Genomic DNA, 23623 nt, shown 5'->3' with positions numbered 1-23623 from the left:
TCGGCAGGTCGGTTATGAAATAAATGCTAAATGCCGTGCAGCGGACAGGCTAAAATGCGCGCCCGGCTTATCCAGCCGATGCGAATCAGCCGCCGCGGGTCCTGCCGCTGCGCTGAATATTTACCGCGCCCCACAAGGTTCGCCAAGTGATCGAGTTTCATAACGTCCATAAAACCTATCGGGTGGCAGGCAAGGAAATTCCGGCCCTGCACCCCACCAGCCTGCGCGTCGAAGACGGCCAGGTGTTCGGCCTGATTGGCCATTCAGGGGCTGGCAAGAGCACGCTGCTGCGCCTGATCAACCGCCTGGAAACCCCGAGCGGCGGGCAGATCATCGTCGATGACGAAGACGTCACCGCCCTTGACGCCAACGGCTTGCGGCGCTTCCGCCAGCAAGTCGGGATGATCTTCCAGCACTTCAACCTGCTGTCATCCAAGACCGTGGCCGAAAACGTCGCCATGCCGCTGACCCTGGCCGGTGATATGTCCCGCGCCCAGATCGACCAGCGCGTGGCCGAATTGCTGGCGCGGGTTGGCTTGTCCGATCATGCCAAGAAATATCCGTCGCAGTTGTCCGGCGGGCAAAAGCAGCGCGTAGGCATCGCTCGCGCGCTGGCAACCAAGCCGAAAATCCTGCTCTGCGACGAAGCCACCAGCGCTCTCGACCCGCAAACTACAGCGTCGGTCCTGCAACTGCTCGCCGAGATCAATCGCGAGTTGAAGCTGACCATTGTGTTGATCACCCACGAGATGGACGTGATCCGCCGGGTCTGCGACCACGTGGCGGTTATGGACGCGGGCGTGATCGTCGAGCAGGGCGCGGTGGCTGATGTGTTTCTGCATCCGCAGCACCCGACCACCAAGCGCTTCGTCCAGGAACACGAGCAGATCGATGAAAACGAGCAGCGCGATGACTTTGCCCACGTTGAAGGGCGCATCGTGCGTCTGACGTTCCAGGGCCAGGCCACTTATGCGCCGCTGCTGGGCACGGTTGCCCGGGAAACCGGTGTTGATTACAGCATCCTTGCCGGGCGTATCGACCGCATCAAAGACACGCCTTACGGGCAACTGACGCTGGCCATTACCGGCGGCGACATGGACGCGGCCTTCGCTCGCTTCACCGCCGCCGATGTTCATATGGAGGTGCTGCGCTAATGGATGCTTTCCTGACGCTATTCCCCAACGTTGACTGGGTTGAAATCTGGGTCGCCACTCTCGACACGCTGAACATGCTGGTGGTGTCCCTGGGCTTCACCATCCTGCTGGGCTTGCCGCTGGGCGTGATCCTGTTCCTGACCTCTCCGCGCCAGTTGCTGGAAAACAAAGGGCTGTATTCGTCGCTGGCGATTATCGTCAACCTGCTACGTGCCTTGCCGTTCATCATCCTGCTGATCGTGATGATGCCGGTCACGGAAGTCATCACCGGCACCACCCTGGGCATCCTCGGCACCTTGCCGCCGTTGATCGCCGGTGCGACGCCATTCTTCGCCCGTCTGGTGGAAACAGCGCTGCGTGAAGTGGATCGCGGCATCATCGAAGCCACCCAGGCCATGGGCGCCACCACGCGGCAGATCATCGTCAAGGCTCTGCTGCCTGAAGCGCGCCCAGGCATTCTCGCCGCCATTACGGTCACAGCCATTGCGCTGGTGTCGTTCACCGCCATGGCGGGTGCCGTTGGCGCGGGCGGGCTGGGCGATCTGGCGATTCGCTATGGTTATCAGCGCTTCCAGAACGATGTGATGTTCGTGACGGTCATATTGCTGCTGGTGCTGGTGCAGGTTCTGCAAAGCATTGGCGACAAACTGGTCGCGCACTTTACCCACCGATAAATGTTTGACCGGGCCCACCACGCGGGTGGGCTCTCAATGGAGTTGATGAATGAAAAAGCTGTTGGCCGTATTTGCCGCCGTTGCTGCGTTGTCCGCCCACGCCGATGAAACCCTCACCGTCGCGGCCAGTGCCGTACCGCATGCGGAGATTCTCGAGTTCGTGAAGCCGACCTTGGCCAAAGAAGGCGTGGACCTGAAAATCAAAGTCTTCACTGACTATGTCCAGCCAAACGTGCAAGTTGCAGAAAAGCGCATGGACGCCAACTTCTTCCAGCACCAGCCGTATCTGGATGAGTTCAATAAGGGCAAAGGCACTGATCTGGTCAGCGTTGCCAAGGTTCACGTAGAACCGTTCGGCGCGTACTCGGACAAGATCAAAAACCTGGCCGACCTGCCGGATGGCGCCAATGTTGCGCTGCCTAATGACGCCACCAACGAAGGCCGTGCGCTGTTGCTGCTGGCCAAGGCTGGCCTGATCACCCTGAAAGATCCAACCAACATCCTCGCGACGCCGAAAGACGTGCTGCAGAACCCGAAAAACCTCAAGTTCCGCGAGCTGGAAGCTGCCACCCTGCCACGGGTCCTGACTCAAGTTGATCTGGCGCTGATCAACACCAACTATGCGCTGGGCGCCAAGCTGGACCCAACCAAGGACGCGCTGGTCATTGAAGGCGCTGAATCGCCTTACGCCAACATCCTGGTCACCACCCAGGCCAATAAGGATTCGGACGCCATCAAAAAGCTGGTCGCCGCCCTGAACAGCCCGGAAGTCAAAGCCTTCATCACCGAGAAGTACAAAGGCGCCGTGGTTCCAGCGTTTTAAATTTTTGAGATAGATGGATATCTTGTGGGAGATTGTGACGACGTGAGACCGGCTTTAGCCGGGAAAGCGGTCGTTTGGCCGGGAAAGACTCAGTGCCTGTCCCGGCCCCTTGCCGGCTAAAGCCGGTCCCACGTCGTCAGATGGTGGGCAGAGATTGGATTGCCCCCCCGCCAGACAGGCAGTGCTCACTCCCTCTCCAACAACCCCGGCAACTGCGCCAACAATTTCTGGTTGTTGAATGGCGCACGGATGAATCCGCGCTGGGTGCCGTCCGGGCCGAGTAGCGCCAGGTTGCCGCTGTGGTCCACCGTGTAGTTGGGCTTGCTGGTATCAGCAGGTATGAACGGGATGCTCACCGCGTTGGCCAGTTTCTGGATGTCCTGCACCGGGGCAGTCAGGCCCACGAACGCCTTGTCGAAGTAACCCAGGTACTGTTTCAGCTGCTGCGGCGTGTCGCGATTGGGGTCGACGCTAATCAGCACGACGCGCAATTTATCCACTGCCGCTTGAGGTAGCTCGCTCTTGATCTGACGCAGTTGGGCGAGGGTGGTCGGGCAGATGTCCGGGCAGAAGGTGTAGCCGAAAAACAGCAGTGTCCACTTGCCCTTCAATTCATTGATCACTACTGGCTGGCCGTCCTGATCAATCATCTTGAGGTCCGGCAGATTGCGGCTTTGTGGCAGGAGAATGATCCCGGCGTCGATGAGTGCCGTCTGGTTGCCCGCATTTCTGTCGGAGAGCACACGATGGACCGTCAGGCCCAGAATCAGGGCAATGATGGCGACAAGAATGAAGACGGTTTTCTGGGTTCGGGTCATAAAGCCAACAGTAGGTAGTGGTCAACGAGCAGGGCGATGAACAGCAGGAACAGATAATAAATTGAGTACTTGAAGGTGTTGATCGCCGCGTGGGGCCGCGCGTTACGGTACAGCACCACAGCCCAGAACAGGAAGCGTCCGCTCAGCGCCAGGGCGCAAAGCAAGTAAAGCAGGCCGCTCATGTGGATCACAAAGGGCAGCAGGCTGACCGCCAGCAGCACCAGCGTGTAAAGCACGATATGCACTTTGGTGTAATGCTCGCCATGGGTGACCGGCAACATGGGAATGTCGGCCTTGGCGTATTCCTCCTTGCGATGGATCGCCAAGGCCCAGAAGTGCGGCGGGGTCCAGGCGAAGATGATGAGCATCAACAGCAGCGGTTCGGCGCTGACATGTCCGGTCACCGCGACCCAGCCCAGCAACGGCGGCGCTGCGCCGGCCAAGCCGCCGATGACAATGTTCTGTGGCGTGGCACGCTTGAGGAAGCCGGTGTAGATCACTGCGTAGCCGAGCAGCGACGCCCCGGTCAGCCAGGCGGTGAGCGGGTTGGTGTAGATCAGCAACAACGCTTGCCCGGTCAAGGCCAGCGTAAGGGCAAAACCCAGCGCAGCAACCGGGGAAATCCGGCCCTCGGCCATAGGCCTTTTCTGAGTGCGCGCCATTAACGTATCGATGCGCCGATCTACCACATGATTAACCACCGCCGCTCCGCTGGCACACAGGCCGATACCCAGATTGCCGAACAGCAATACCAGCCACGGCACGCCAGCACGGGTGGCGAGAAACATCCCCACCAGCGAGGTGATCAACATCAACAGCACGACTTTGGGTTTGGTGAGTTCGAGGTAGTCGCGCCAGAGGGGGTGGACTTCACTGAGGGTGGTCATGGCGCAAGGCCTGTGGGAGCGGTGCTTGCCCGCGATAAGGTTTCGGTGATCGAACTTTGGAATCGAGGCGCCTGTATCGCGGGCAAGCACCGCTCCCACAGAAGCCTCGCTCCAACAGAACAACTGCTTTTCTCACCCGATAATTAATCATCACCACACTCAACAGCAGCGCCGCGCCGCCTAGGTTGTGCGCCAAGGCCGTAAACAGCGGCAGATGAAACACCACATTGCTGATCCCCAAACCGATCTGCACCGCCAGCGCCGTTACCAGCAACATCGCCATGCCTTTTAGCCCGACAGTTTTGAGCTGCCAGGCCAGGCTCAGCAACGACACCGTCACCAGCATCGCACCGACACGATGGGTCAGGTGAATTGCCGTGCGCGCCTCGCTGTCGAGCTTGCCCCCCAGATAATTGGGGCCGATGTGTTGGGTCAGGTGATACGCGTTGGCAAAGTCCGCATCCGGCCACCACTGGCCCTGGCATAGCGGCACGTCGGTGCAGGCCAGTGCCGCATAGTTGGCACTGACCCAGCCACCCAGCGCGATCTGCACCACCACCAGCAGCAAACCAGAAGCGGCGAGCCGCTGGAGCCGCGCAGGCAGCTGCTGTTGCACGGGAAAGGCGCCACTCAAACGCAGGGTCAGCAGCAACAGCAGGCTTAACGTCGCCATCCCCCCTAGCAAGTGCGCGGTCACGACCTGCGGCCAGAGCTTCAAGGTCACGGTCCACATGCCAAACAGTGCCTGGGCGATCACGACACCCAGCAACAATAACGGCAGTTTCACCGGCTGCCCGGGTTGCTGTCGTCGCCGCCAGGCTTGTGTCGCCAACGTCAGGATCACCAGCGCCAACCCACCCGCGAAATAGCGATGGATCATCTCGTTCCAGCCCTTTGTCGCCTGCACCGGGGTACCCGGAAAATGCAGCTCGGCATGGGCCAGTTGCACCTCGCTGGTCGGCACGCTGACAAAACCGTAACAGCCCGGCCAGTCAGGGCAACCCAGCCCGGCATGAGTAAGGCGGGTGTAGGCACCCAGTAGCACCACGAACAACGCCAGCAGCGTGGCAAGCACAGCGAGACGAAATCCGGGCTTGGTCATGATCAACCCCTATCCGATGTTGGACAGTTTCAGCAGTTGTCGCAGGTCCTTGAGCAAATCCTTGCCGTTGACTTCAGCGCCATAGCGCAACACCAGATTGCCGTGGGGGTCGACGATCCATAATTGAGGCGTTTCAATGCCGGGCGCAGTCTTCTGATAGCGCGCCAGCTCAAGTGAATAGCGCTGCAACTGCGGATATTCACGAATCAGCTTCGCATCGTAATCAGCACTCAGCGGTTGTGCGCTGGCCAACGCGTGACTGGCACGACCGGCATCGCGACCCAGGCCTATCTGAATCTGCCGAGCCAGGTACACCAGTTGCTCGCAATCTGCGTTGCAGGCTGCCGGAACACTAACCAGCAACTGCCAGCGCGACTCCTGAGTCTGTACGCCCAGATCCGCACGACTCTGCCCGTTGCCGATCAACTGGCCGTGGAAGCTGCGGCTGTCCGGCACCCAGAATTTGAACTTGTACATGCTGGTCGCCAGGATCATCGGACCGATCGCGACCAACAGCACCAGTATCAGCTGCAAGCGACCCTTGCGGCGGCTCTGCGGTGGTCGCGGTTCAGACATGCGGCTTGGGTTGATGGCCGTTCCCATGGCGTTCCTCCAGTGCTTTTTTATTGTTCTTTGCCTGATGCCAGCCCAGATACAGATAGAGCCCCAGCAGCGCTGTCGCCATGGAAAACCACTGCACGGCGTAACCCAGGTGTTTTTCCGGGCCCATGGCGACTATCGGCCAATCGATCCGGTACGCTGCCAGCCCTGACTCCATGCGCAACTCCTGAGGAAAGCCGTCGCGGCCCAGTTCAGCCCAGAGTTTGGCGGGCTCTACCGCAGTCACCAGACGCGGCCAGTGCGCATTGGCCGCATCAGCCTGTAGCTGGAAGGTACCGGGCAACACGTACACCCAGGCCTGAAGGCTCAACGCTTGTTTCGGCGTATCGAACACCGGCGGCACGCGTCGATCCGGCCAAGGCAGCCAACCGCGATTGACCCACGCCCAAACGCCGCTGGCCTGATCTTCAAATGGCTGGATCAATTCGACACCCGCCTTGCCATCGCGAGTGCTGTTGTCCAGTAGCAAGGCGTGTTCCGGGTCGAAATGGCCACGCAGTTGTACGCGGCGATAAGCCATATCGTCACCGATCACTAATTGATCAATCTGCACCGGCTGCTCGGCTCGGCGCTCGGCATAATGGGCGAGCATCACGCGCTTCTCTTCGCCGCGACCCAGCTGCCAGAAACCGAGGGAAATCAACAGCGGCAGCAGCACCAGAACCAACAGGCTCGGCAGGACGCCAGGTGCAAAACGCTTCATCGCGCGCCCCGCCTGGTTGAAGATGCCCGACCTATACTCCATTGCATCGCGTTTGCTCCTGGAGTTGTCATGCTCAAAGCAGCGATTGTGCTTATGTTCTTCGCCACTCTGGCCAGCCTGTTCAGCGGCCTGTTCTTTCTGGTCAAGGACGACAGCCACTCAACCCGGCTACTCAAAGCCCTCACCATCCGCGTCAGCCTTGCGGCCATTACCCTGGCGTTGATTACCTGGGGTTTTTACAGCGGCCGGTTGGGATACAACCTGTAGGAGCGCGCTTGCCCGCGATAAGGTCGGCACGACCTTCCAACAATAGTGGATTCAATATTTTTACGACTGCTTCGCAGCCGATCGCGGGCAAGCGCGCTCCTACAGGTGCATCCGTCAAACCACATACACGAATATGAACAACCCCACCCACACCACATCGACAAAATGCCAATACCAGCTCGCCGCTTCGAATCCGAACTGATGCTCGGCGTCGAAATGGCCACGCAAAATGCGCATCAGCATCACAAACAAGATGATTGTGCCGATGGTCACGTGGGCACCGTGAAAGCCGGTGAGCATGAAGAATGTCGAGCCATAAATCCCGGAGCCTAAGGTCAGACCCAACTCTTTATAAGCATGGACATATTCTTCGGCCTGTAGCGTCAAGAAGCTCAGGCCCAGCAGGACGGTGATCGCCAGCCACAGCTTGAGTGCGCCGCGATGGCCTCTTTTCAAGGCATGGTGCGCGATAGTGATGGTCACGCTGGAGCTGACCAGCAACACCGTGTTGATCAACGGCAGCTTCCACGGATCGATAATCCCTTGAGGCGCGGGATACAGTTTCGGGTCCGGCGTATGAAGCATCGGCCAGGTGTACTGGAAGTTTGGCCAGAGCATGTTGGCAATGCCTTTGGAGCCTTCGCCCCCCAACCACGGCCCGGACCAGTAGCGGATGTAGAACAAGGCTCCAAAGAAGGCGAGGAAGAACATCACTTCGGAAAAGATGAACCAGCTCATGCCCCAGCGAAACGAGCGGTCCATTTGCGCGCTGTACAGCCCGGCGCGGCTTTCTTTGATCACTGTGCTGAACCAGCCAAACATCATGTAGGCAATCATCAGCCCACCGACCATGAAGATCCACGGCCCGTGGGAGTCAGGCCGTGCGGCTTTCAGGTCGTTGAACCACGTACCCAGCCCGAACATCGTCACGAGCATGCCGACCGTGGCAATGATCGGCCATTTACTCTGGGCCGCAACGTAATAGTGCTCGTGAGCTGCCATGGCCTTCTCCTTTAACCACCGTTGCTGGCGACGGGCGCAGCGGGCGGTTTGCGAGCGGTGATGTTGAACAGGGTGTAACCCAGGGTCAGGTGTTTCACGTCCTTGGGCAGATCGCGGTCAACGATGAAACGTACCGGCATTTCGATCCGCTGGCCGGGTTGCAGCACTTGCTGGGTAAAGCAGAAACATTCGGTCTTGTGGAAATACACCGCTGCGGCGCCCGGCGAAATGCTCGGCACAGCCTGAGCGGTCATGGGCTGGTCAGTCGGGTTCTGCGCCACGAACAACATCTCGTTAACTGCGCCGGGATGCACGTCCAGTTGCTCAGCCTTGGGATAGAAGCCCCAGACCATATCCACCGCATTAGTCGACAGGAACTGCACCCGTACCTGACGGCTTTCATCAATCACCTGCGCCCCGGTATAAGCGCCGCCGGTCTTGCCATTAATCCCAAATGCCTTGCACATCACGTCGTACAACGGCACCAAGGCGAAACCAAAGGCGAACATCACCACGACCACCAATAACAGGCGGGTGATGAGGGGTTTAAGGGGGCGAGGATTGGTCATCACCTAAAACCTGTTGGAGCGAGGCTTGCCCGCGAATCAGGCGCCTCGGTGTAGCAGACATACCGCGTTATCGTTCTTCGCGGGCAAGCCTCGCTCCAACGGATATGCGCAGGCGTTTTCATTTCACCTCCGGCGGGGTGGTGAAGGTGTGGTACGGAGCGGGCGAGGGGATGCTCCATTCCAGGCCTTCGGCGCCGTCCCAGGGTTTGGCTGGTGCCGGAGCTCCGCCGCGAATGGTTTTGATGACGATAAACAGGAAGAAAATCTGCGTCGCACCAAAGGTAAAAGCACCAATGGACGACACCATGTTGAAGTCGGCAAATTGCAGGTTGTAGTCCGGCACCCGACGCGGCATGCCCGCCAGCCCCACGAAATGCATCGGGAAGAAGGCCATGTTCATACCCACGAATGACAGCCAGAAATGCAGCTTGCCCAGGGTTTCGTCGTACATGTGCCCGGTCCACTTGGGCAGCCAGTAATAGGCCGAAGCGAAGATGCCAAAAATCGCCCCCGGCACCAGCACGTAGTGGAAGTGAGCAACCACGAAATAGGTGTCCTGATATTGAAAGTCAGCCGGGGCGATGGCCAGCATCAACCCGGAGAACCCACCAATGCTGAACAGGATCACGAATGCCACGGCAAACAGCATCGGCGTCTCGAACGTCAGCGAGCCTTGCCACATGGTGCTGACCCAATTGAACACCTTCACCCCTGTAGGCACAGCGATGAGCATGGTGGCGTACATGAAGAACAGCTCACCTACCAGCGGAATGCCCACCACGAACATGTGGTGCGCCCATACCAGAAACGACAGGAAGGCGATGCTGGCCGTGGCGTAAACCATTGAGGTGTAGCCAAACAGCGGTTTGCGAGAAAACGCCGGGATGATCGAGCTGACTGCGCCGAAGGCCGGCAGGATCATGATGTAAACCTCCGGATGGCCGAAGAACCAGAATACGTGCTGGAACAACACTGGGTCGCCGCCGCCCGCTGCACTAAAGAAACTGGTGCCGAAGTGGATATCCATCAGCATCATGGTCACGCATCCGGCCAGCACCGGCATGACAGCAATGAGCAGAAAGGCGGTAATCAGCCAGGTCCAGACAAACAGGGGCATTTTCATCAAGGTCATGCCCGGCGCTCGCAGGTTGAGAATCGTGGCGACCACATTGATCGCCCCCATGATCGAGCTGATGCCCATCATATGAATGGCAAATATGAAGAACGTCACGCTTTCGGGTGCATAAGTCGTCGAAAGTGGAGCGTAGAACGTCCAGCCGAAATTGGGTCCGCCGCCGGGGCTGAACAGAGTCGAGACGAGCAGGGCGAAGGCCGCTGGGAGGAGCCAGAAGCTGAAGTTATTCATCCTCGGCAAGGCCATGTCCGGCGCACCGATCATCAGCGGGATCATCCAGTTCGCAAGACCCACAAAAGCGGGCATCACCGCGCCAAACACCATGATCAAGCCGTGCATGGTGGTCATCTGGTTGAAGAATGCCGGCTCGACGATTTGTAGCCCTGGCTGGAACAGCTCAGCCCGAATCACCATGGCAAAGGAGCCGCCCAGCAGGAACATGGTGAAGCTGAACCACAGGTACAGCGTGCCGATGTCCTTGTGGTTGGTGGTCAGCACCCAGCGCATCAAGCCTTTGGCCGGGCCGTGCACATGGTCATGGCCTGCGATGCCATGGTCATCAATGACAGTGCTCATGGTGTTTCTCCTGAAAATCTATGCCCCGTTGGAGCGAGGCTTGCCCGCGAATGCCACGCCACGGTTTCAAGTTGTTGTGGGAATACCGGCCTCTTCGCGGGCAAGCCTCGCTCCAACGAGTCACCACGTTCATTTCTGCGCCTCTTTAAGCGCCAGCACGTCTTTAGGGGTCACCATGTCGCCGGTGTTGTTGCCCCAGGCGTGGCGCTCGTAGGTGACCACCGCCGCAATGTCGACTTCCGACAGCTGCTTGCCGAATGCCGCCATGGCGGTGCCCGGTTTGCCGTTGAAGACGATGTTGAGATGACCCTCTTTCGGCCCCGTGGCGATCTTCGATCCCTTCAACGCAGGAAACAGCGGCGGCAGGCCCTGGCCTTCGGCCTGATGACAGGCGACGCAGGTGGTGTGATAGACCTTGTCACCGCGCGCGACCAATTCTTCGAGCGTCCATTCCTTGCTGGTCAGCTCCTTAAGCTTGGCACTCTCTTCTTTGCGGCCCGCCAGCCAGGTATCGAAATCCGCCTTGCTCTTGGCTTCCACCACAATCGGCATAAAACCATGGTCCTTGCCGCACAGCTCAGTGCATTGCCCACGGTAGAGGCCGGGTTTCTCGATACGGGTCCACGCTTCGTTCATAAAGCCGGGAATCGCGTCGCGCTTGACCGCAAAGGCCGGCACCCACCAGGAATGGATGACGTCAGCACCCGTTACCAGAAAGCGGATTTTCTCACCCACCGGCACCACCAGCGGCTGATCCACCTCCAGCAGGTAGTGTTCGCCTTTATCATCGCGGTTGTGGATTTGCTCGGCGGTAGTGGCCAGATTGCTGAAGAACTCCACATCCTGACCCAGATATTTGTAATGCCACTTCCACTGATAGCCGGTGATTTGGATATCCAGATCCGACTCGGTGTTGTCGTACATTTCGATGAGGGTTTTCGTCGCAGGGATGGCCATCGCGACCAGAATCAGCAACGGCACGAGGGTCCAGAGGATTTCCACGGTGGTGTTTTCATGGAAATGCGCAGCCGTCTGGCCGGTAGAACGCCGGTGCACAATCATTGACCAGAACATCGCGCCAAACACCACGATGCCGATCACTACACAGATCCAGAAAATGGTCATGTGCAGGTCAAAAACCGCGTTACTGACTTGTGTCGCTCCAGGCGCCATATTCGTGGTCCAGGCAGCCTGCGCCTGACCGAATACCGACCACAACAGGAGCGACATCCAGACGTGCGGACGTCGCATCATTGCGGATCCCCCTTTGTTCTTTTTATTGCGCAGGCGTGAACCTGAGCGCTAGGGAGTCGGCTGTCACTACTACAAGTCTTGCCTCAGGCCGCGCCAGACATACGTCCGTGGTTCGGCGGCCATCAGCCAACTTCCGTCAAAATCGAGTATAGACACGGACAAAAGCTGCGCAACGCGCTGGCAAAATTCTGAAATTGGTCTACACAGAAGCGCTTGCGTTGATATTTCAGCGGCAATTTTGGCTGATAAGCCGTTTTTAATAGCCAACGCACATAAACGTGAACCTGTTATGACAAATATGTCTTAGCTTTTGGCGTAAGCAGGCTAACGTATCCACTTCCCCAAACCATCCCTGGTTTTCCGCTGTCAGGAGCTTTCATGAACACCGCCGCTTTGCGCGAGCAGATTCAACGTGCCCAACAGCACGAGGCCGCTACTGGCCAATTGTTACGTCAACTTGAAACCCAGTTACCGCACCTGCATCCAGCCATCAATGTTCCGGACGTGGATGCCCGAGGTGTGTTGGCGCGATTTGTCAGCGCGTATATCGATCTGGTGCCTGATCTGCTCGACGCAGCCCATCAAGTCTCCATTGAAGCGGGGATAGAAGGGCAAATAAAGCCGGTACTGAAAATCGCCGAGCATTTCTTCACCACGCCCCCGGCGATCATGAACGGTCATGAAGGGCTGGACAGCCTGCTGGACGAAGCGTATCTGGCGCACCGCCTGGTGGAGGAAGTCAACGATCTGTACATCAAGCATTTCGGGCAGCCGCTGATCCCGTCCAATACGACAGTGGCCAGCGTCATCGCACACCAATTGATCGGCGAATCGTTCGCCAACCAGCTGGATGAAGCGGTGCATCACGCCGTGGATCAGTTGCTTGATGAAGAAAGCTTCGCGCTGGACTCAGTCGAAGCCTACCGCGACCGCCTCACCAGCCCGGACACCGAAGCCGCCTGGAAACGCTGGCCATGCCTGTCACGGCAGCTGGGATTGGGGCTGGATCTGGATCGCGGTTAGGGGCCAATCCCGTATATATGGACGGCCCCTGTGGGAGATTCTATGTTTGCTCGCAAGCGGATGTGACGACGTGGGACCGGCTTTAGCCGGGAAGGCGGCATTTCAGAGGATAAATATCGGATGGATGTACTGGCCTCTTCCCGGCTAAAGCCGGTCCCACGTCGTCGCGCCAATATTGCGATCACACCTGGGAGCGGTGCTTGCCCGCGATGCAGACACCGTGGTCCCACGACAGACCGAGTAATCGTTCATCGCGGGCAAGCACCGCTCCCACAGACAACACTCACTTCGCTGCCAACACTGCGGCCGACCCAACCCCGGTCGTGGTGGTCAACCTGCCCTCCAGTCGCCGTTTCAGCCCACGCGGTTCGATGATCAGTCGCGAACCCTGGGCGGCGTTGGCGCGGCCCCATTCTTCCAGCAGTTCCAGGCAGGAATGGTCGATGTAGCTCAGATTGCTCAACGGCACGTGCACTGTGCTGCCCGCCGGAATGGTACCCAGCACTTTGGTCAACGCCGGCACCTTGAGGAAGGTGGCCGAACCGACCATGCGCAACTCAAACTCGCCTTCGGCCTCCATCGGCACCAGGCTGATCTTCAAGCGTGCCGCTTGCAGCGCCAGCTTCACCAGCGTCATACCAAAGCCCACCAATACACCGGTCAGCAGGTCGGTAAAGATGATCGCCCCAGCAGTGGCGGCGTAAGTGAACATTGGCATGCGGCCATAGCGGCCCAAACCACGAAAGGCCTTGAGGTCCACCAGCTTGCAGCCGGTATACACCAGCACGCCTGCCAGACTCGCCACCGGAATGCTCTGCAGCACGCTGGACAGCAACAGCACAAACGCCAGCAGCCACAAACCGTGGAACATCGCCGACATCCGCGTCGTTGCCCCGGCCTGCACGTTGGCCGAGCTGCGCACGATCACGCCAGTCATAGGCAGCGCGCCAACCAGACCGCAAAGCACATTGCCGACGCCTTGAGCGCTGAGTTCCTTGTCGAAATCCGAACGCTGGCCGTCATGCATGCGGTCAACCGCGGCGGCCGAGAGCAGAGTTTCGGCACTGGCAATGAAAGCAACGGCGAAGGCGGCGATCAGAATCGCGGGATCGGCCAGGCTCATCAGGTCAGCCGGGCGCAGCCAGTCAATGGCGTCAGCCAGGTTATCCGGCACTTCCACGCGTTTGACCTGCAAGGCCAGCGCAAGGCTGGCAAAAGTTGCCAGACCCACACCCAGCAAGGCACCTGGGACAAAACGCAGGGACTGCGGCCGGAATTTATCCCACAGCCACATCACCAGGATCGTACCCAGCCCGAGGATACCGGCCTGCATGCCCGTACCCGGCCCGATAGCGCTCAGCAATGTCGAAGGGAAGCCGATCAGGTTATCCAGCCCGGAGGGTTTCGGCCCCCCATCGAACATGACGTGGGCCTGAGACAGCACGATCAGCACGCCGATACCGGCCAACATGCCGTAGACCACCGCTGGCGCCGTGACCCGAAACCAGCAGCCCAGTTTGAGCCGGCCTGCCAGAATCTGCAGCACCCCGGCCAGTAGCAGAATCGGGCCAAGCATGGCCATGCCGTGCTCACGCACCACTTCGAACACCAATACCGCCAGACCGGCAGCCGGGCCGCTGACCTGCAGCGGCGAACCGGCCAGCCAGCCCACGACCAAACCACCGATGATGCCGGTGATCAGCCCTTTGGCGGGCGGCATGCCGGATGCAATGGCAATACCCATGCACAAAGGCAGCGCCACGAGGAAAACCACTACGGAAGCGAGCAGTTCTCGTGGCAATACGGATTTCAATTGAGCGATGCCCATGAGGACTCTCCGGTTTTCTTCAGACGTGACGACGCCTCACGGCACGCCTTGAAGGCGGCCGTCAGGTGTCTGAACGAGGTTACAGTCGCGTTTCTAGCAGCGAGGCTCTAGCAGCGAGACTCCCAGTAGCGCGGCTCTCAGTAACGCGACTTAGGCGTAGCCGTCGGCGTCGGATGATCGCCATCCAGCGCCAGGAAGCGACCTTGTTCGGCGTCGTAGGCTTTGATCCCACAGGTTTCGATGTCGTACACCCAGCCATGGATGAACAACTCGCCGCTGGCCATTTTTGAAGCAACCGAAGGGTGAGTACGCAAGTGCTGCAGTTGCGCGATGACGTTCTCTTCGGTCAGAACATGCATCGTTTCTTTTTCGCCGGTGCATTGGCAGTTGTCTTCGACCACGGTGCGGGCAACTTCCGCATGGCGCAGCCAAGCCGTTACGGTCGGCATTTTTTCCAGGCTTTTCGGGTTCAGAACCGCACGCATCGCGCCGCAATCGGAGTGACCGCAAACGATGATGTGGTGAACACCCAAGGCCATGACCGCATATTCGATAGCGGTGGAGACGCCGCCATTCATGGGGCCATAAGGCGGAACGACGTTACCGACGTTACGTGTAACAAAGAGGTCGCCCGGCGAGCTGTTAGTGATCAGCTCCGGCACAATGCGCGAATCGGCGCAGGTGATGAACATGGCTCGCGGCTGCTGAGCCGTTGCCAGTTTCTTGAACAGCTCTTGCTGCTCCGGGAAGACTTCATGGCGGAAATGCTTGAAGCCTTCGACGATGTGTTGCAGTGCTACGTCGGCTGACTCAGCCTTTGGCAAAGGGTCAGCCGCTACAGGCACGTTTTGCTTATCCAGGTCGCTCATGTCTCATCCTCTTGACGGATTGATGTGGATTTTTACCGCTACCCGATGAAAATCCGTACTACAGGCATCGCACAACAAATCCATTTGTCAGCGCCCAACGGGGTCACGCAGATTTGCAGGCTAACCGTCAAAACTTAACTGAAACTGAATGTAGCCGTCTGGGACGGGCCTTCCAGCCAGACGGCGCTGGTAGCCTATAGCCAGCGCCGACTGCATTACGATGCCTCAGCCTTCGCAAACACTGGCGAAAGCATCAACAACTTTACCGAGATTCTGCTCATTCAAGCCAGCCATGCACACCCGGCCGCTGCTGATCAGATAAACGGCGTGTTCGCTCCTCAGACGGTCGACCTGAGCACTACTGAAACCGGTGTAACTGAACATTCCGCTCTGGCGCAGGATGTAACTGAAGTCGCGCTGCGGCATTTTTACCTTGAGAGCCGCGACCAACTGTTGGCGCATATCGATTATCCGCAGACGCATGGCCTCGACTTCGGCCAGCCATTGGTTGCGCAATTGCGGATCGTTGAGCACTGCTGAGACCACCAACGCGCCATGTTTCGGTGGGCTGGAGTAGTTGCGGCGAACCGTCGCTTTGAGTTGCCCCAGCACTTTGTCCGCCATGCCGGCATCCGGGCAGACAACCGACAGGCCACCTACGCGCTCGCCATACAGGGAGAAAATCTTCGAGAACGAGTTGCTGACCAGCACCGTCAAGCCAGCATCGGTCATGGCGCGGATCGCGTAGGCATCACGCTCCATGCCTTCGCCGAAACCTTGATAGGCGGTGTCCAGGAACGGGATCAACTGACGCTCGGCGATCAGCGGGATCAGCTGGTCCCACTGCGCGACGGACAAGTCCGCGCCAGTCGGGTTGTGGCAGCACGGATGCAGCAGAACGATGCTGTGCGCGGGCAGCGTTTGCAGTGCGCCAAGCATGCCTTCGAAGTTCACGCCGCCAGTGGCTGCATCAAAGTACGGGTAGGTGTTGACCTTGAAGCCCGCGCCGCCGAACAGTGCATGGTGGTTTTCCCACGTCGGATCACTGACCCAGACCTGCGAATCGGGATACGCCGACTTCAGGAAGTCCGCACCGACTTTCAAGGCACCCGAGCCGCCCACTGTCTGGATGGTGGCGATACGTCCAGCCAGCAACACAGGATGCTGTGCGCCAAAAAGCAGCTCCTGAACGCCCCGACGATAGCTGTCCAGGCCTTCCATCGGCAGATAGACACAAGGGCCCTGCGGCCCTTCGAGCAACTGACGCTGAGCTTCAACTGCCGAAGCCAGACGCGGAATTCGCCCTTGCGCGTCGTAGTACAGACCGATACTGAGGTTGACCTTGGCTGCATTCGGATCTTTGTGAAACGCATCCATCAACGACAGAATCGGATCACCACCATAAGACTCAACGTGGGCAAACATTTGGCTGACAACTCCTGAGAAAAAGAGGTGGAACATGACACCGAGGGAGTACCAGGGTCGTCAATGACTCACATAAAGAGCACGCATCCTACACAAAGCAGAATAAGTGCGCAGTCGAAGCGGACTAAATGCGCAAATCATGCATATTTTAATGATATTTCGCGCCACTCTCGCACCGCACTCACCAAAACCGGACCAATTCCGCGCAAAAGCTCATGTCGTCGCGATGCTGTTTTCTTTAAGCCGCTCTAAGACGACGGACGTCTTGAGGTACGAAACACAGTTTGTCGCAGAAATTTTTCCCATCAGCTGATTCAGGCTGGCCAGATCGGCAACGGCGGCCTTGAGGTTGTAGTCAGCGTCACCCGTGGTTTTGTAGGCATCGATGATTGCCGGTTCATTGCCGATGAACGCCTGGAAGCCTTCGGAATGCTCCGGGCGATGGCTGATCAACTTGACCTCAACCATCGCCACCACCTCAAGATTCATAGCCTGCGGCGCTAGTCGGGCGTGGTAGCCAAGGATCAATTGAGCCTGTTCAAGGCCTATGCGGCGACGTGAACATTGCGAGGCGGACAAGCCGATAAGGTCGCTGAGTTCCTGGTTGGTCAGGCGCCCGTTGGCCTGCAACAGCGTCAGGATTTTCAAATCAAAATCGTCGATCTCATTGACTTTCATGGCTGAGGGATCCGTCGGAATTCAAGGGCTTCGGGCGCAGAGCCTATCAGTTTCTGCTTGACGCTTGGCCAATGGCGGGTAGCCTGCCTGCTCTTTTTGCTGCGCATGAAAAACCAGTCGGCTGACACGTGGCATTTGATTTGCCCACTGACTTGCAAAAGCCACGTTCACGGCACGCATTGGCGGCTTACTTGTTTTCGGTATCCTCACTTGGATCAGGACCTTTCATGAACGAACAAAACTCCGCTACTCAGCTGCATCGGGGGCTCAAGAATCGGCATATCCAGCTGATCGCCCTGGGTGGCGCCATTGGTACCGGGCTTTTCCTGGGCATTGCCCACACCATCAACATGGCTGGTCCGTCAGTCATCCTGGGTTACGCCATCGCCGGAGCAATCGCTTTCTTCATCATGCGCCAGCTCGGCGAAATGGTGGTTGAAGAGCCCGTGGCCGGTACGTTCAGCCATTTCGCCAATCGCTACTGGGGCCCGTTCGCGGGCTTCATGTCTGGCTGGAATTACTGGGTGCTTTACGTGCTGGTGGGCATGGCGGAACTGACGGCTGTAGGTCAGTACGTGCAGTACTGGTGGCCGGAAACGCCGACCTGGGTATCTGCCGCGATCTTCTTTGTTGCCATCAACCTGATCAACCTGACCAGCGTGAAGATCTTCGGCGAGATGGAATTCTGGTTCTCCATGATCAAGATCGTTGCCATCGTCAGCATGATTGGCTTTGGCGGCTGGCTGCTGGCCAGCGGCACCGGCGGTCCTGACGCCAGCGTGGCCAACCTCTGGCAATACGGCGGGTTCTTCCCTAACGGCATCAGCGGGCTGGTCATGGCCATGGCCTTTATCATGTTTTCTTTCGGCGGCCTGGAGCTGGTGGGTATCACCGCCGCAGAAGCGGAAGATCCAACGCGCAGCATTCCCAAGGCAACCAATCAGGTTATCTACCGGATTCTGATTTTCTACGTCGGCGCACTCGGCATCCTGCTTTCGCTGTATCCGTGGCAGAAAGTCGTGACCGGCGGCAGCCCGTTCGTGCTGATTTTCCACGCGCTGGACAGCAACGTGGTGGCGACCATCCTCAACATCGTGGTGCTGACTGCTGCCCTGTCGGTCTATAACAGCTGCGTTTACAGCAACAGCCGCATGTTGTTCGGCCTGGCGATGCAAGGCAATGCGCCGAAAGCGCTGCTTAAGGTCAACCGCCGTGGCGTGCCGCTGCTGGCTCTTGGCGTATCGGCCACCGCGACCGGGTTGTGCGTGCTGATCAACTACGTCATGCCCGCCAAAGCGTTTGAATTGCTGATGGCGCTGGTGGTGTCGGCGCTGGTGTTGAACTGGATCATCATCAGCATCACTCACTTGAAGTTCCGCAAGGCCAAGCGCGAAGCGGGCCAGGTGACTCAGTATCAAAGCTGGGGCTATCCACTGACCAACTACGTTTGCCTGGTATTCCTGCTGGGGATTCTGGGTGTGATGTATTACACGCCAGGCATCTCCCTTTCGGTGTTCCTGATCCCGGTGTGGATGATTGCGCTGGGTGTGGCTTATTGGGTTAAGACGCGCAAGGCATAGGCGCTGTCGGCCTGGACCTGGACTGAATATTGTGGGAGCCGGATCCTGTGGGAGATTCTATGTTTACTCGCAAGCGGATGTGACGACGTGGGAGCGGCCGGGCGGCGTTCCGTTTTAGCCGGGAAGGCGGCATTTCAGGGGATAAATATCGGATGGATGTACTGGCCTCTTCCCGGCTAAAGCCGGTCCCACGTCGTCGCGCCAATATTGAGATCACTCCTGTGGGGTGCTTGCCCGCGATAAACGATGACGCGGTATATCTTCTGGCCGTGTCTCATGTATCGCGGGCAAGCACCGCTCCCACAGGGGTTCCGCGTCGCGCCTCACAACAACGACATCTGCCCACCCGGTGGGCAGAACGCTTCGCAGTCCAGGTTGAAGCTTTCCCGCTGGTTCAGCCCCAGACGCTTGATCGCCATCCCGTAGCGCTGCGCCAACAGGTCAGCAAACGGGCCTTCACCGCGCATGCGCACGCCAAAACGGCTGTCGTAGATCTCCCCGCCACGCACCTGCCTGACCAGGCTCATTACATGCTCGGCCCGTTGCGGGTAGTGCGCCTGCAACCATTCCTCAAACAGCGGCGCGACCTCCAGCGGCAGACGTAACATGACGTAGCTGGCACTCAGCGCCCCGGCCGACTTGGCCTCAGCGAGCAGCGCTTCCAGCTCCATATCGTTGATCATCGGGATCATTGGCGCACACAACACGCCCACTGGAATCCCCGCATCGCGCATCACCCGGATCGCCCGCAGCCTTGCCTTGGGCGCTGCGGCCCGTGGTTCGAGGATGCGTTTGAGTTCGTCGTCCAGCGTGGTCAAGCTGATGAACACCGAAATCAGGTTCTGTTTCGCCAGCTCGGCCAGCAGATCGAGATCGCGCAGGATCAACGACCCTTTGGTGATGATCGTCACCGGATGGCGATAACGCAGCAGGACTTCCAGTACAGCCCGGGTGATTTTGTATTCGCGCTCGATAGGCTGATACGGATCGGTGTTGGCTCCCAAAGTGATCGGCGCGCAGCGATACCCGAGTTTGGACAGCTGCTGCTCCAGCACTGCGGCGGCGTTGGTTTTGGCGATCAGTTTCGTCTCGAAATCCAGGCCCGGCGACATGTCCCAATAGGCATGGCTAGGGCGTGCATAACAGTAGATACAGCCGTGTTCGCAACCGCGATAGGGGTTGATCGATCGGTCGAAGGGGATGTCTGGAGAGCTATTGCGGGTAATGATGCTCTTGGCGGTCTCGGTGGTGACCTGCGTGCCTTGAGTCAGTGGCACTTCCTGATACCAGCCGTCGTCCTCGGCCACCGAACGGGCGGGGGCAAAACGATTATGAGGATTACTGGCCGTGCCCCGACCGCGAGGCGGGAAAATCAGGGACATGGGGTTTTCTCCTTTAGCTGTATGTGCATACAGTACAGGAGAAACCACTTACATCTCTAGCCACCCCGATGGAAGGAGTGACGCAAAACCCGTGGGAGCGAGCTTGCTCGCGAAGAGGGCGGTACATCAAACCGGTATTCGCCGCCTGACACATCGTCTTCGCGAGCAAGCTCGCTCCCACAGGGTTCATCTGTGCCCGGTCAGATCAACTCGGATCAACCGGCTTTTTGAGCTTCGGGTTCGGGAAAAACTGCACACCCTGCACCTTAGGATCGATGGCTTTGACCGCGATCTTGTTGACTCGCGTGCCCAGCTCGCTCGGCACCGAGTTGCCCTGCTCGTTGAGGGTGTCGCTATAGCCGCAACCCACGCACTCACGATGGGGAACGTCGTTTTCGCTCCACATCATGAGTTTGTCCGGCTCGCTGCACGCCGGGCAGACAGCCCCGGCGATGAAGCGCTTCTTGGTAATGACTACCGGCGTATCGGTCATGCTGCCGCTTCCTCACTCAGACCACTGTGGCGCAAGAGTGCGTCAATCGACGGCTCGCGTCCGCGGAAGTCGACGAACAGCACCATCGGTGCCTGAGAGCCGCCGCGTGCCAGGATCGCTTCGCGGAAGGCACGGCCGGTCTCGGCATTGAGCACGCCGTCTTCTTCGAACTTCGAGAACGCATCGGCCGACAGCACTTCAGCCCACTTGTAGCTGTAGTAACCCGCTGCATAACCGCCAGCGAAGATATGCGCGAAGCTGTTCGGGAAGCGGTTGTAGGCGGGCGGACGCATCACCGACACTTCGTCGCGAATGCCTTCGAGTACCTGCGCCACGCTGCGGCCATCGCCGTGAGTGGCGTGCAGTTCGAAATCGAACAGTGAGAATTCCAGCTGGCGGACCATCATCAGCCCGGACTGGAAGTTCTTCGCCGCGAGCATTTTTTCCAGCAAATCCTGAGGCAGGGCTTCGCCGGTTTGGTAATGACCGGAAATCAGCGCCAGGCCTTCCGGCTCCCAGCACCAGTTCTCCATGAACTGGCTCGGCAGCTCCACAGCATCCCAGGCCACGCCGTTGATGCCGGACACGCCAGCATGCTCGACGCGGGTCAGCAGGTGATGCAGACCATGGCCGAATTCGTGGAACAGCGTGGTCACTTCGTCGTGGGTCAGCAGTGCAGGCTGGCCAGGAGAGGCTGGGGTGAAGTTGCAGACCAGGTTCGCCACCGGGCTTTGCAACTGACCTTCGGCAGTGCGGCGACGGTCGCGGGCACCGTCCATCCAGGCACCGCCACGCTTGTTGGCGCGGGCATACAGGTCGAAGAAGAAACGTCCGACGTGTTGGCCGTTTTCCTTGATTTCGAACAGACGCACATCCGGGTGCCAGCTATCGAAGCCTTTCTGCTCGGCGATTTCGATGCCATACAGGCGTTGAACGATGGCAAACAGGCCGCCCAGCACTTTGTCGATGGGGAAGTAGGCGCGCAGAGCTTCCTGAGAAACGCTGTAGCGCTGCTCACGGAGTTTCTCGCCATAGAAGCCGCTGTCCCAGCTTTGCAGGTCCGCGCAGCCTTGTTCGGCGGCGTAGGCCTTGAGCTGTTGCAGATCCTGGGCCGCAAACGGCTTGCTGCGTTTGGCAAGATCGCGCAGGAAAGTCAGCACCTGATCGCTGGACTCAGCCATCTTGGTCGCCAGGCTCAGCTCGGAGAAGCTGGCAAAACCCAACAGTCTGGCCAGTTCCTGACGCAAATCGAGGATTTGTTCCATCACCGGACCGTTGTCGTTCTTGCCTGCGTTCGGACCTTGGTCGGACGCTCGGGTGCAGTACGCTGCGTAGACTTCTTCACGCAGGGCGCGGTCTTCGGCGTAGGTCATCACCGCGTAGTAGCTTGGGAATTCCAGAGTGATCAGGAAGCCTTCCAGATCCTTGGCCTTGGCTGCAGCTGCCATTTGCTGCTTGGCAGAATCGGTCAGACCGGCCAGGGACGCTTCGTCAGTTACCAGTTTGGTCCAGGCTTGAGTGGCATCGAGCAACTGGTTGGAAAACTGGCTACCCAGCTCCGAGAGCTTGCTTTGCACTTCAGCGTAACGCTTCTGCTGCTCGGGCGGCAGGTCGATGCCCGACAGACGGAAGTCTCGCAGTGACTGTTCAAGGATGGTTTTCTGCGCCACATCGAAACCAGCGGCTTCCGGGCTGTTGGCCAACGCTTCGAAAGCCTGGAACAGTTCGCGGTTCTGGCCCATTTCGGTGGAGTAAGCACTCAATGCCGGCAGGCACGACTCGTAGGCTTCACGCAGCTCGGCGCTGTTGCACACGGCGTTCAGGTGGCTGACCGGGCTCCAGGCTGCGCCGAGGCGGTCGTTGAGTTCGTCCATCGCCAATACAAGCCCGGCCCATGTAGGCTGCGAGCCTTGCTTGGCGAGGATCTCGGCAATCGCTGCGCGGTTGTCGGCGAGAATCTGTTCAATGGCAGGTTTGACATGTTCGGCACGAATCGCCGAAAAAGGTGGCAGGTCGTAGGATTGCAGAAGAGGGTTGTTCGCGCTCACGGTTTTGCACCTTGGCTGGAAGAAACACCCACGCATCTTAATTACAATCGGCGCGGTCCGCAGCTATCGACGCCAAAGAAGGAGCCTATCGTGGCGATTCGCACGTTCCAGAACCACACTCCAATGCTTGGCGAACGGGCCTTTGTCGATTATTCGGCGGTCGTGCTTGGCGATGTCGAAATTGGCGCCGACAGTTCGGTCTGGCCGCTGACGGTGATTCGCGGCGACATGCACCGCATCCGCATCGGCGCGCGTACCAGCGTGCAGGATGGCAGCGTGTTGCACATCACCCATGCCGGGCCGTTCAATCCTGATGGCTTCCCGTTGCTGATCGGCGACGACGTGACCATCGGCCACAAAGTCATGCTCCACGGCTGCCGCATCGGCAATCGCATCCTGATCGGCATGGGCAGCACCATCATGGACGGCGCGGTGGTTGAAGACGAAGTGATCATCGGCGCAGGCAGCCTGGTGCCGCCGGGCAAGACGCTGGAGAGCGGGTTTCTCTACGTCGGCCGCCCGGTGAAGCAGGTTCGGGCGTTGACCGAGAAAGAAATCGCCTTCTTCCCGTACAGCGCCGCCAATTATGTGAAGCTCAAGGATTTGCACCTGGCTGAGGGTTTCGATCAGCCACCGCAACCCCTGTAGGAGCGCGCTTGAACTGGCCTAATGATTCCGGACACCTCTTAAGGGCGATATGATTTCGCCCAAT

23 protein-coding genes are annotated in these 23623 nt (G+C 58.8%); 7 read left to right on the top strand and 16 right to left on the bottom strand.

All coding sequences use genetic code 11. The features are described from left to right. Nucleotides 1-146 precede the first annotated feature (146 nt). The 3 genes from IV01_RS16510 to IV01_RS16520 are packed head-to-tail and all read left to right on the top strand — an operon-like array spanning nt 147 to nt 2651. Nucleotides 147-1154 (top strand): methionine ABC transporter ATP-binding protein, encoded by a 1008-nt coding sequence (locus IV01_RS16510; protein WP_032627602.1) that lies wholly within the window; start codon nt 147-149, stop codon nt 1152-1154. After that, nucleotides 1154-1828 carry a methionine ABC transporter permease gene (locus IV01_RS16515; RefSeq protein WP_032627601.1) on the top strand — a complete coding sequence of 225 codons (675 nt, stop codon included), beginning with the start codon at nt 1154-1156 and terminating at the stop codon, nt 1826-1828. The genes IV01_RS16510 and IV01_RS16515 overlap by 1 nt, the downstream gene beginning before the upstream one ends. A gap of 49 nt (nt 1829-1877) precedes the next feature. Then, on the top strand, nt 1878-2651 hold the full coding sequence (locus IV01_RS16520; RefSeq protein WP_032627600.1) for a MetQ/NlpA family ABC transporter substrate-binding protein: 774 nt from the start codon (nt 1878-1880) through the stop codon (nt 2649-2651). A 185-nt stretch (nt 2652-2836) separates the two neighbouring features. Here IV01_RS16520 and IV01_RS16525 read toward each other — a convergent pair whose 3' ends face one another. The 5 genes from IV01_RS16525 to IV01_RS16540 are packed head-to-tail and all read right to left on the bottom strand — an operon-like array spanning nt 2837 to nt 6782. Continuing rightward, nucleotides 2837-3469, bottom strand: coding sequence for an SCO family protein (locus IV01_RS16525; RefSeq protein WP_032627599.1), 633 nt, complete (start codon nt 3467-3469; stop codon nt 2837-2839). Continuing rightward, on the bottom strand, nt 3466-4356 hold the full coding sequence (cyoE, locus tag IV01_RS16530; protein ID WP_032627597.1) for a heme o synthase: 891 nt from the start codon (nt 4354-4356) through the stop codon (nt 3466-3468). Before cyoE ends, IV01_RS16525 begins: the two co-directional genes overlap by 4 nt. Further along, nucleotides 4340-5458, bottom strand: coding sequence for a COX15/CtaA family protein (locus IV01_RS0124850; RefSeq protein ID WP_080290259.1), 1119 nt, complete (start codon nt 5456-5458; stop codon nt 4340-4342). The genes cyoE and IV01_RS0124850 overlap by 17 nt, the downstream gene beginning before the upstream one ends. 9 nt (nt 5459-5467) lie before the next feature. Next, the gene (locus IV01_RS16535; protein ID WP_032627596.1) at nt 5468-6061 is read right to left on the bottom strand and encodes a hypothetical protein; all 594 of its coding nucleotides are present in this window, start codon (nt 6059-6061) and stop codon (nt 5468-5470) included. Continuing rightward, a complete protein-coding gene (locus tag IV01_RS16540) occupies nt 6027-6782 on the bottom strand; it encodes an SURF1 family protein (protein ID WP_032627669.1) in 756 nt (251 codons plus the stop codon). Before IV01_RS16540 ends, IV01_RS16535 begins: the two co-directional genes overlap by 35 nt. A gap of 69 nt (nt 6783-6851) precedes the next feature. Here IV01_RS16540 and IV01_RS16545 point away from each other — a divergent pair, with 69 nt between their 5' ends. Beyond that, entirely contained in the window at nt 6852-7049 is a 198-nt protein-coding gene (locus IV01_RS16545) for a twin transmembrane helix small protein (RefSeq protein ID WP_032627595.1), read from the top strand. Between the two features lie 114 nt (nt 7050-7163). Here the strand turns inward: IV01_RS16545 and IV01_RS16550 are convergent, their stop codons facing one another. The 4 genes from IV01_RS16550 to coxB form a co-directional block, all read right to left on the bottom strand. Further along, on the bottom strand, nt 7164-8051 hold the full coding sequence (locus IV01_RS16550; protein WP_032627594.1) for a cytochrome c oxidase subunit 3: 888 nt from the start codon (nt 8049-8051) through the stop codon (nt 7164-7166). Between the two features lie 11 nt (nt 8052-8062). Beyond that, a complete protein-coding gene (locus tag IV01_RS16555) occupies nt 8063-8620 on the bottom strand; it encodes a cytochrome c oxidase assembly protein (protein ID WP_032627593.1) in 558 nt (185 codons plus the stop codon). Nucleotides 8621-8738: 118 nt separating this feature from the next. Beyond that, a complete protein-coding gene (ctaD, locus tag IV01_RS16560) occupies nt 8739-10331 on the bottom strand; it encodes a cytochrome c oxidase subunit I (protein ID WP_032627592.1) in 1593 nt (530 codons plus the stop codon). A gap of 129 nt (nt 10332-10460) precedes the next feature. Then, on the bottom strand, nt 10461-11585 hold the full coding sequence (gene coxB, locus IV01_RS16565; protein WP_032627591.1) for a cytochrome c oxidase subunit II: 1125 nt from the start codon (nt 11583-11585) through the stop codon (nt 10461-10463). A 378-nt stretch (nt 11586-11963) separates the two neighbouring features. On the opposite strand from coxB, the gene IV01_RS16570 reads away from it, so the two are divergent. After that, complete coding sequence (locus tag IV01_RS16570) at nt 11964-12608, top strand: hypothetical protein (protein WP_032627590.1); 645 nt, start codon at nt 11964-11966, stop codon at nt 12606-12608. Nucleotides 12609-12891: 283 nt separating this feature from the next. Here the strand turns inward: IV01_RS16570 and IV01_RS16575 are convergent, their stop codons facing one another. From IV01_RS16575 to IV01_RS16590, 4 genes are all read right to left on the bottom strand, one after another. Then, nucleotides 12892-14436, bottom strand: coding sequence for a SulP family inorganic anion transporter (locus tag IV01_RS16575; protein ID WP_032627588.1), 1545 nt, complete (start codon nt 14434-14436; stop codon nt 12892-12894). A gap of 137 nt (nt 14437-14573) precedes the next feature. After that, complete coding sequence (locus IV01_RS16580) at nt 14574-15305, bottom strand: carbonic anhydrase (RefSeq protein ID WP_032627587.1); 732 nt, start codon at nt 15303-15305, stop codon at nt 14574-14576. Nucleotides 15306-15530: 225 nt separating this feature from the next. Then, nucleotides 15531-16730, bottom strand: a complete 1200-nt coding sequence (locus IV01_RS16585; RefSeq protein ID WP_032627585.1) for an aromatic amino acid transaminase — start codon at nt 16728-16730, stop codon at nt 15531-15533. A gap of 213 nt (nt 16731-16943) precedes the next feature. After that, nucleotides 16944-17408, bottom strand: coding sequence for an Lrp/AsnC family transcriptional regulator (locus IV01_RS16590; RefSeq protein ID WP_032627583.1), 465 nt, complete (start codon nt 17406-17408; stop codon nt 16944-16946). 227 nt (nt 17409-17635) lie between these two features. On the opposite strand from IV01_RS16590, the gene IV01_RS16595 reads away from it, so the two are divergent. Next, nucleotides 17636-18988: an amino acid permease gene (locus IV01_RS16595; RefSeq protein ID WP_032627582.1), complete on the top strand. Its 1353-nt coding sequence runs from the start codon at nt 17636-17638 to the stop codon at nt 18986-18988. Nucleotides 18989-19311: 323 nt separating this feature from the next. Here the strand turns inward: IV01_RS16595 and IV01_RS16600 are convergent, their stop codons facing one another. The 3 genes from IV01_RS16600 to prlC form a co-directional block, all read right to left on the bottom strand. Continuing rightward, nucleotides 19312-20370 carry a PA0069 family radical SAM protein gene (locus IV01_RS16600; protein ID WP_032627581.1) on the bottom strand — a complete coding sequence of 353 codons (1059 nt, stop codon included), beginning with the start codon at nt 20368-20370 and terminating at the stop codon, nt 19312-19314. A 205-nt stretch (nt 20371-20575) separates the two neighbouring features. Next, nucleotides 20576-20863, bottom strand: coding sequence for a YheV family putative zinc ribbon protein (locus IV01_RS16605; RefSeq protein WP_032627580.1), 288 nt, complete (start codon nt 20861-20863; stop codon nt 20576-20578). Next, nucleotides 20860-22947 (bottom strand): oligopeptidase A, encoded by a 2088-nt coding sequence (gene prlC, locus IV01_RS16610; protein ID WP_195758770.1) that lies wholly within the window; start codon nt 22945-22947, stop codon nt 20860-20862. Before prlC ends, IV01_RS16605 begins: the two co-directional genes overlap by 4 nt. A gap of 54 nt (nt 22948-23001) precedes the next feature. On the opposite strand from prlC, the gene IV01_RS16615 reads away from it, so the two are divergent. Further along, nucleotides 23002-23559, top strand: coding sequence for a gamma carbonic anhydrase family protein (locus IV01_RS16615; RefSeq protein ID WP_032627578.1), 558 nt, complete (start codon nt 23002-23004; stop codon nt 23557-23559). Nucleotides 23560-23623 lie beyond the last annotated feature (64 nt).

Origin of the sequence: Pseudomonas syringae, assembly GCF_000737245.1 — a bacterium.
Classification (GTDB): Bacteria; Pseudomonadota; Gammaproteobacteria; order Pseudomonadales; family Pseudomonadaceae; genus Aquipseudomonas; species Aquipseudomonas syringae_J.
The sequence above is the reverse complement of the archived record's forward strand: the minus strand, read 5'-3'. Positions and strand labels throughout refer to the sequence as shown.

What these genes read in the sequence shown, in the direction of transcription:
- IV01_RS16585 (WP_032627585.1), bottom strand. Translation starts at nt 16,730, where the DNA reads ATGTTTGCCCACGTTGAGTCTTATGGTGGTGATCCGATTCTGTCGTTG.
- IV01_RS16580 (WP_032627587.1), bottom strand. Translation starts at nt 15,305, where the DNA reads ATGAGCGACCTGGATAAGCAAAACGTGCCTGTAGCGGCTGACCCTTTG.
- cyoE (WP_032627597.1), bottom strand. Translation starts at nt 4,356, where the DNA reads ATGACCACCCTCAGTGAAGTCCACCCCCTCTGGCGCGACTACCTCGAA.
- IV01_RS16520 (WP_032627600.1), top strand. Translation starts at nt 1,878, where the DNA reads ATGAAAAAGCTGTTGGCCGTATTTGCCGCCGTTGCTGCGTTGTCCGCC.
- IV01_RS16595 (WP_032627582.1), top strand. Translation starts at nt 17,636, where the DNA reads ATGAACGAACAAAACTCCGCTACTCAGCTGCATCGGGGGCTCAAGAAT.
- IV01_RS16535 (WP_032627596.1), bottom strand. Translation starts at nt 6,061, where the DNA reads ATGGGAACGGCCATCAACCCAAGCCGCATGTCTGAACCGCGACCACCG.
- IV01_RS16575 (WP_032627588.1), bottom strand. Translation starts at nt 14,436, where the DNA reads ATGGGCATCGCTCAATTGAAATCCGTATTGCCACGAGAACTGCTCGCT.
- ctaD (WP_032627592.1), bottom strand. Translation starts at nt 10,331, where the DNA reads ATGAGCACTGTCATTGATGACCATGGCATCGCAGGCCATGACCATGTG.
- IV01_RS16545 (WP_032627595.1), top strand. Translation starts at nt 6,852, where the DNA reads ATGCTCAAAGCAGCGATTGTGCTTATGTTCTTCGCCACTCTGGCCAGC.
- IV01_RS16570 (WP_032627590.1), top strand. Translation starts at nt 11,964, where the DNA reads ATGAACACCGCCGCTTTGCGCGAGCAGATTCAACGTGCCCAACAGCAC.
- IV01_RS16555 (WP_032627593.1), bottom strand. Translation starts at nt 8,620, where the DNA reads ATGACCAATCCTCGCCCCCTTAAACCCCTCATCACCCGCCTGTTATTG.
- IV01_RS0124850 (WP_080290259.1), bottom strand. Translation starts at nt 5,458, where the DNA reads ATGACCAAGCCCGGATTTCGTCTCGCTGTGCTTGCCACGCTGCTGGCG.
- IV01_RS16540 (WP_032627669.1), bottom strand. Translation starts at nt 6,782, where the DNA reads ATGAAGCGTTTTGCACCTGGCGTCCTGCCGAGCCTGTTGGTTCTGGTG.
- IV01_RS16525 (WP_032627599.1), bottom strand. Translation starts at nt 3,469, where the DNA reads ATGACCCGAACCCAGAAAACCGTCTTCATTCTTGTCGCCATCATTGCC.
- IV01_RS16605 (WP_032627580.1), bottom strand. Translation starts at nt 20,863, where the DNA reads ATGACCGATACGCCGGTAGTCATTACCAAGAAGCGCTTCATCGCCGGG.
- IV01_RS16590 (WP_032627583.1), bottom strand. Translation starts at nt 17,408, where the DNA reads ATGAAAGTCAATGAGATCGACGATTTTGATTTGAAAATCCTGACGCTG.
- prlC (WP_195758770.1), bottom strand. Translation starts at nt 22,947, where the DNA reads ATGCGTGGGTGTTTCTTCCAGCCAAGGTGCAAAACCGTGAGCGCGAAC.
- IV01_RS16600 (WP_032627581.1), bottom strand. Translation starts at nt 20,370, where the DNA reads ATGTCCCTGATTTTCCCGCCTCGCGGTCGGGGCACGGCCAGTAATCCT.
- IV01_RS16550 (WP_032627594.1), bottom strand. Translation starts at nt 8,051, where the DNA reads ATGGCAGCTCACGAGCACTATTACGTTGCGGCCCAGAGTAAATGGCCG.
- coxB (WP_032627591.1), bottom strand. Translation starts at nt 11,585, where the DNA reads ATGATGCGACGTCCGCACGTCTGGATGTCGCTCCTGTTGTGGTCGGTA.
- IV01_RS16515 (WP_032627601.1), top strand. Translation starts at nt 1,154, where the DNA reads ATGGATGCTTTCCTGACGCTATTCCCCAACGTTGACTGGGTTGAAATC.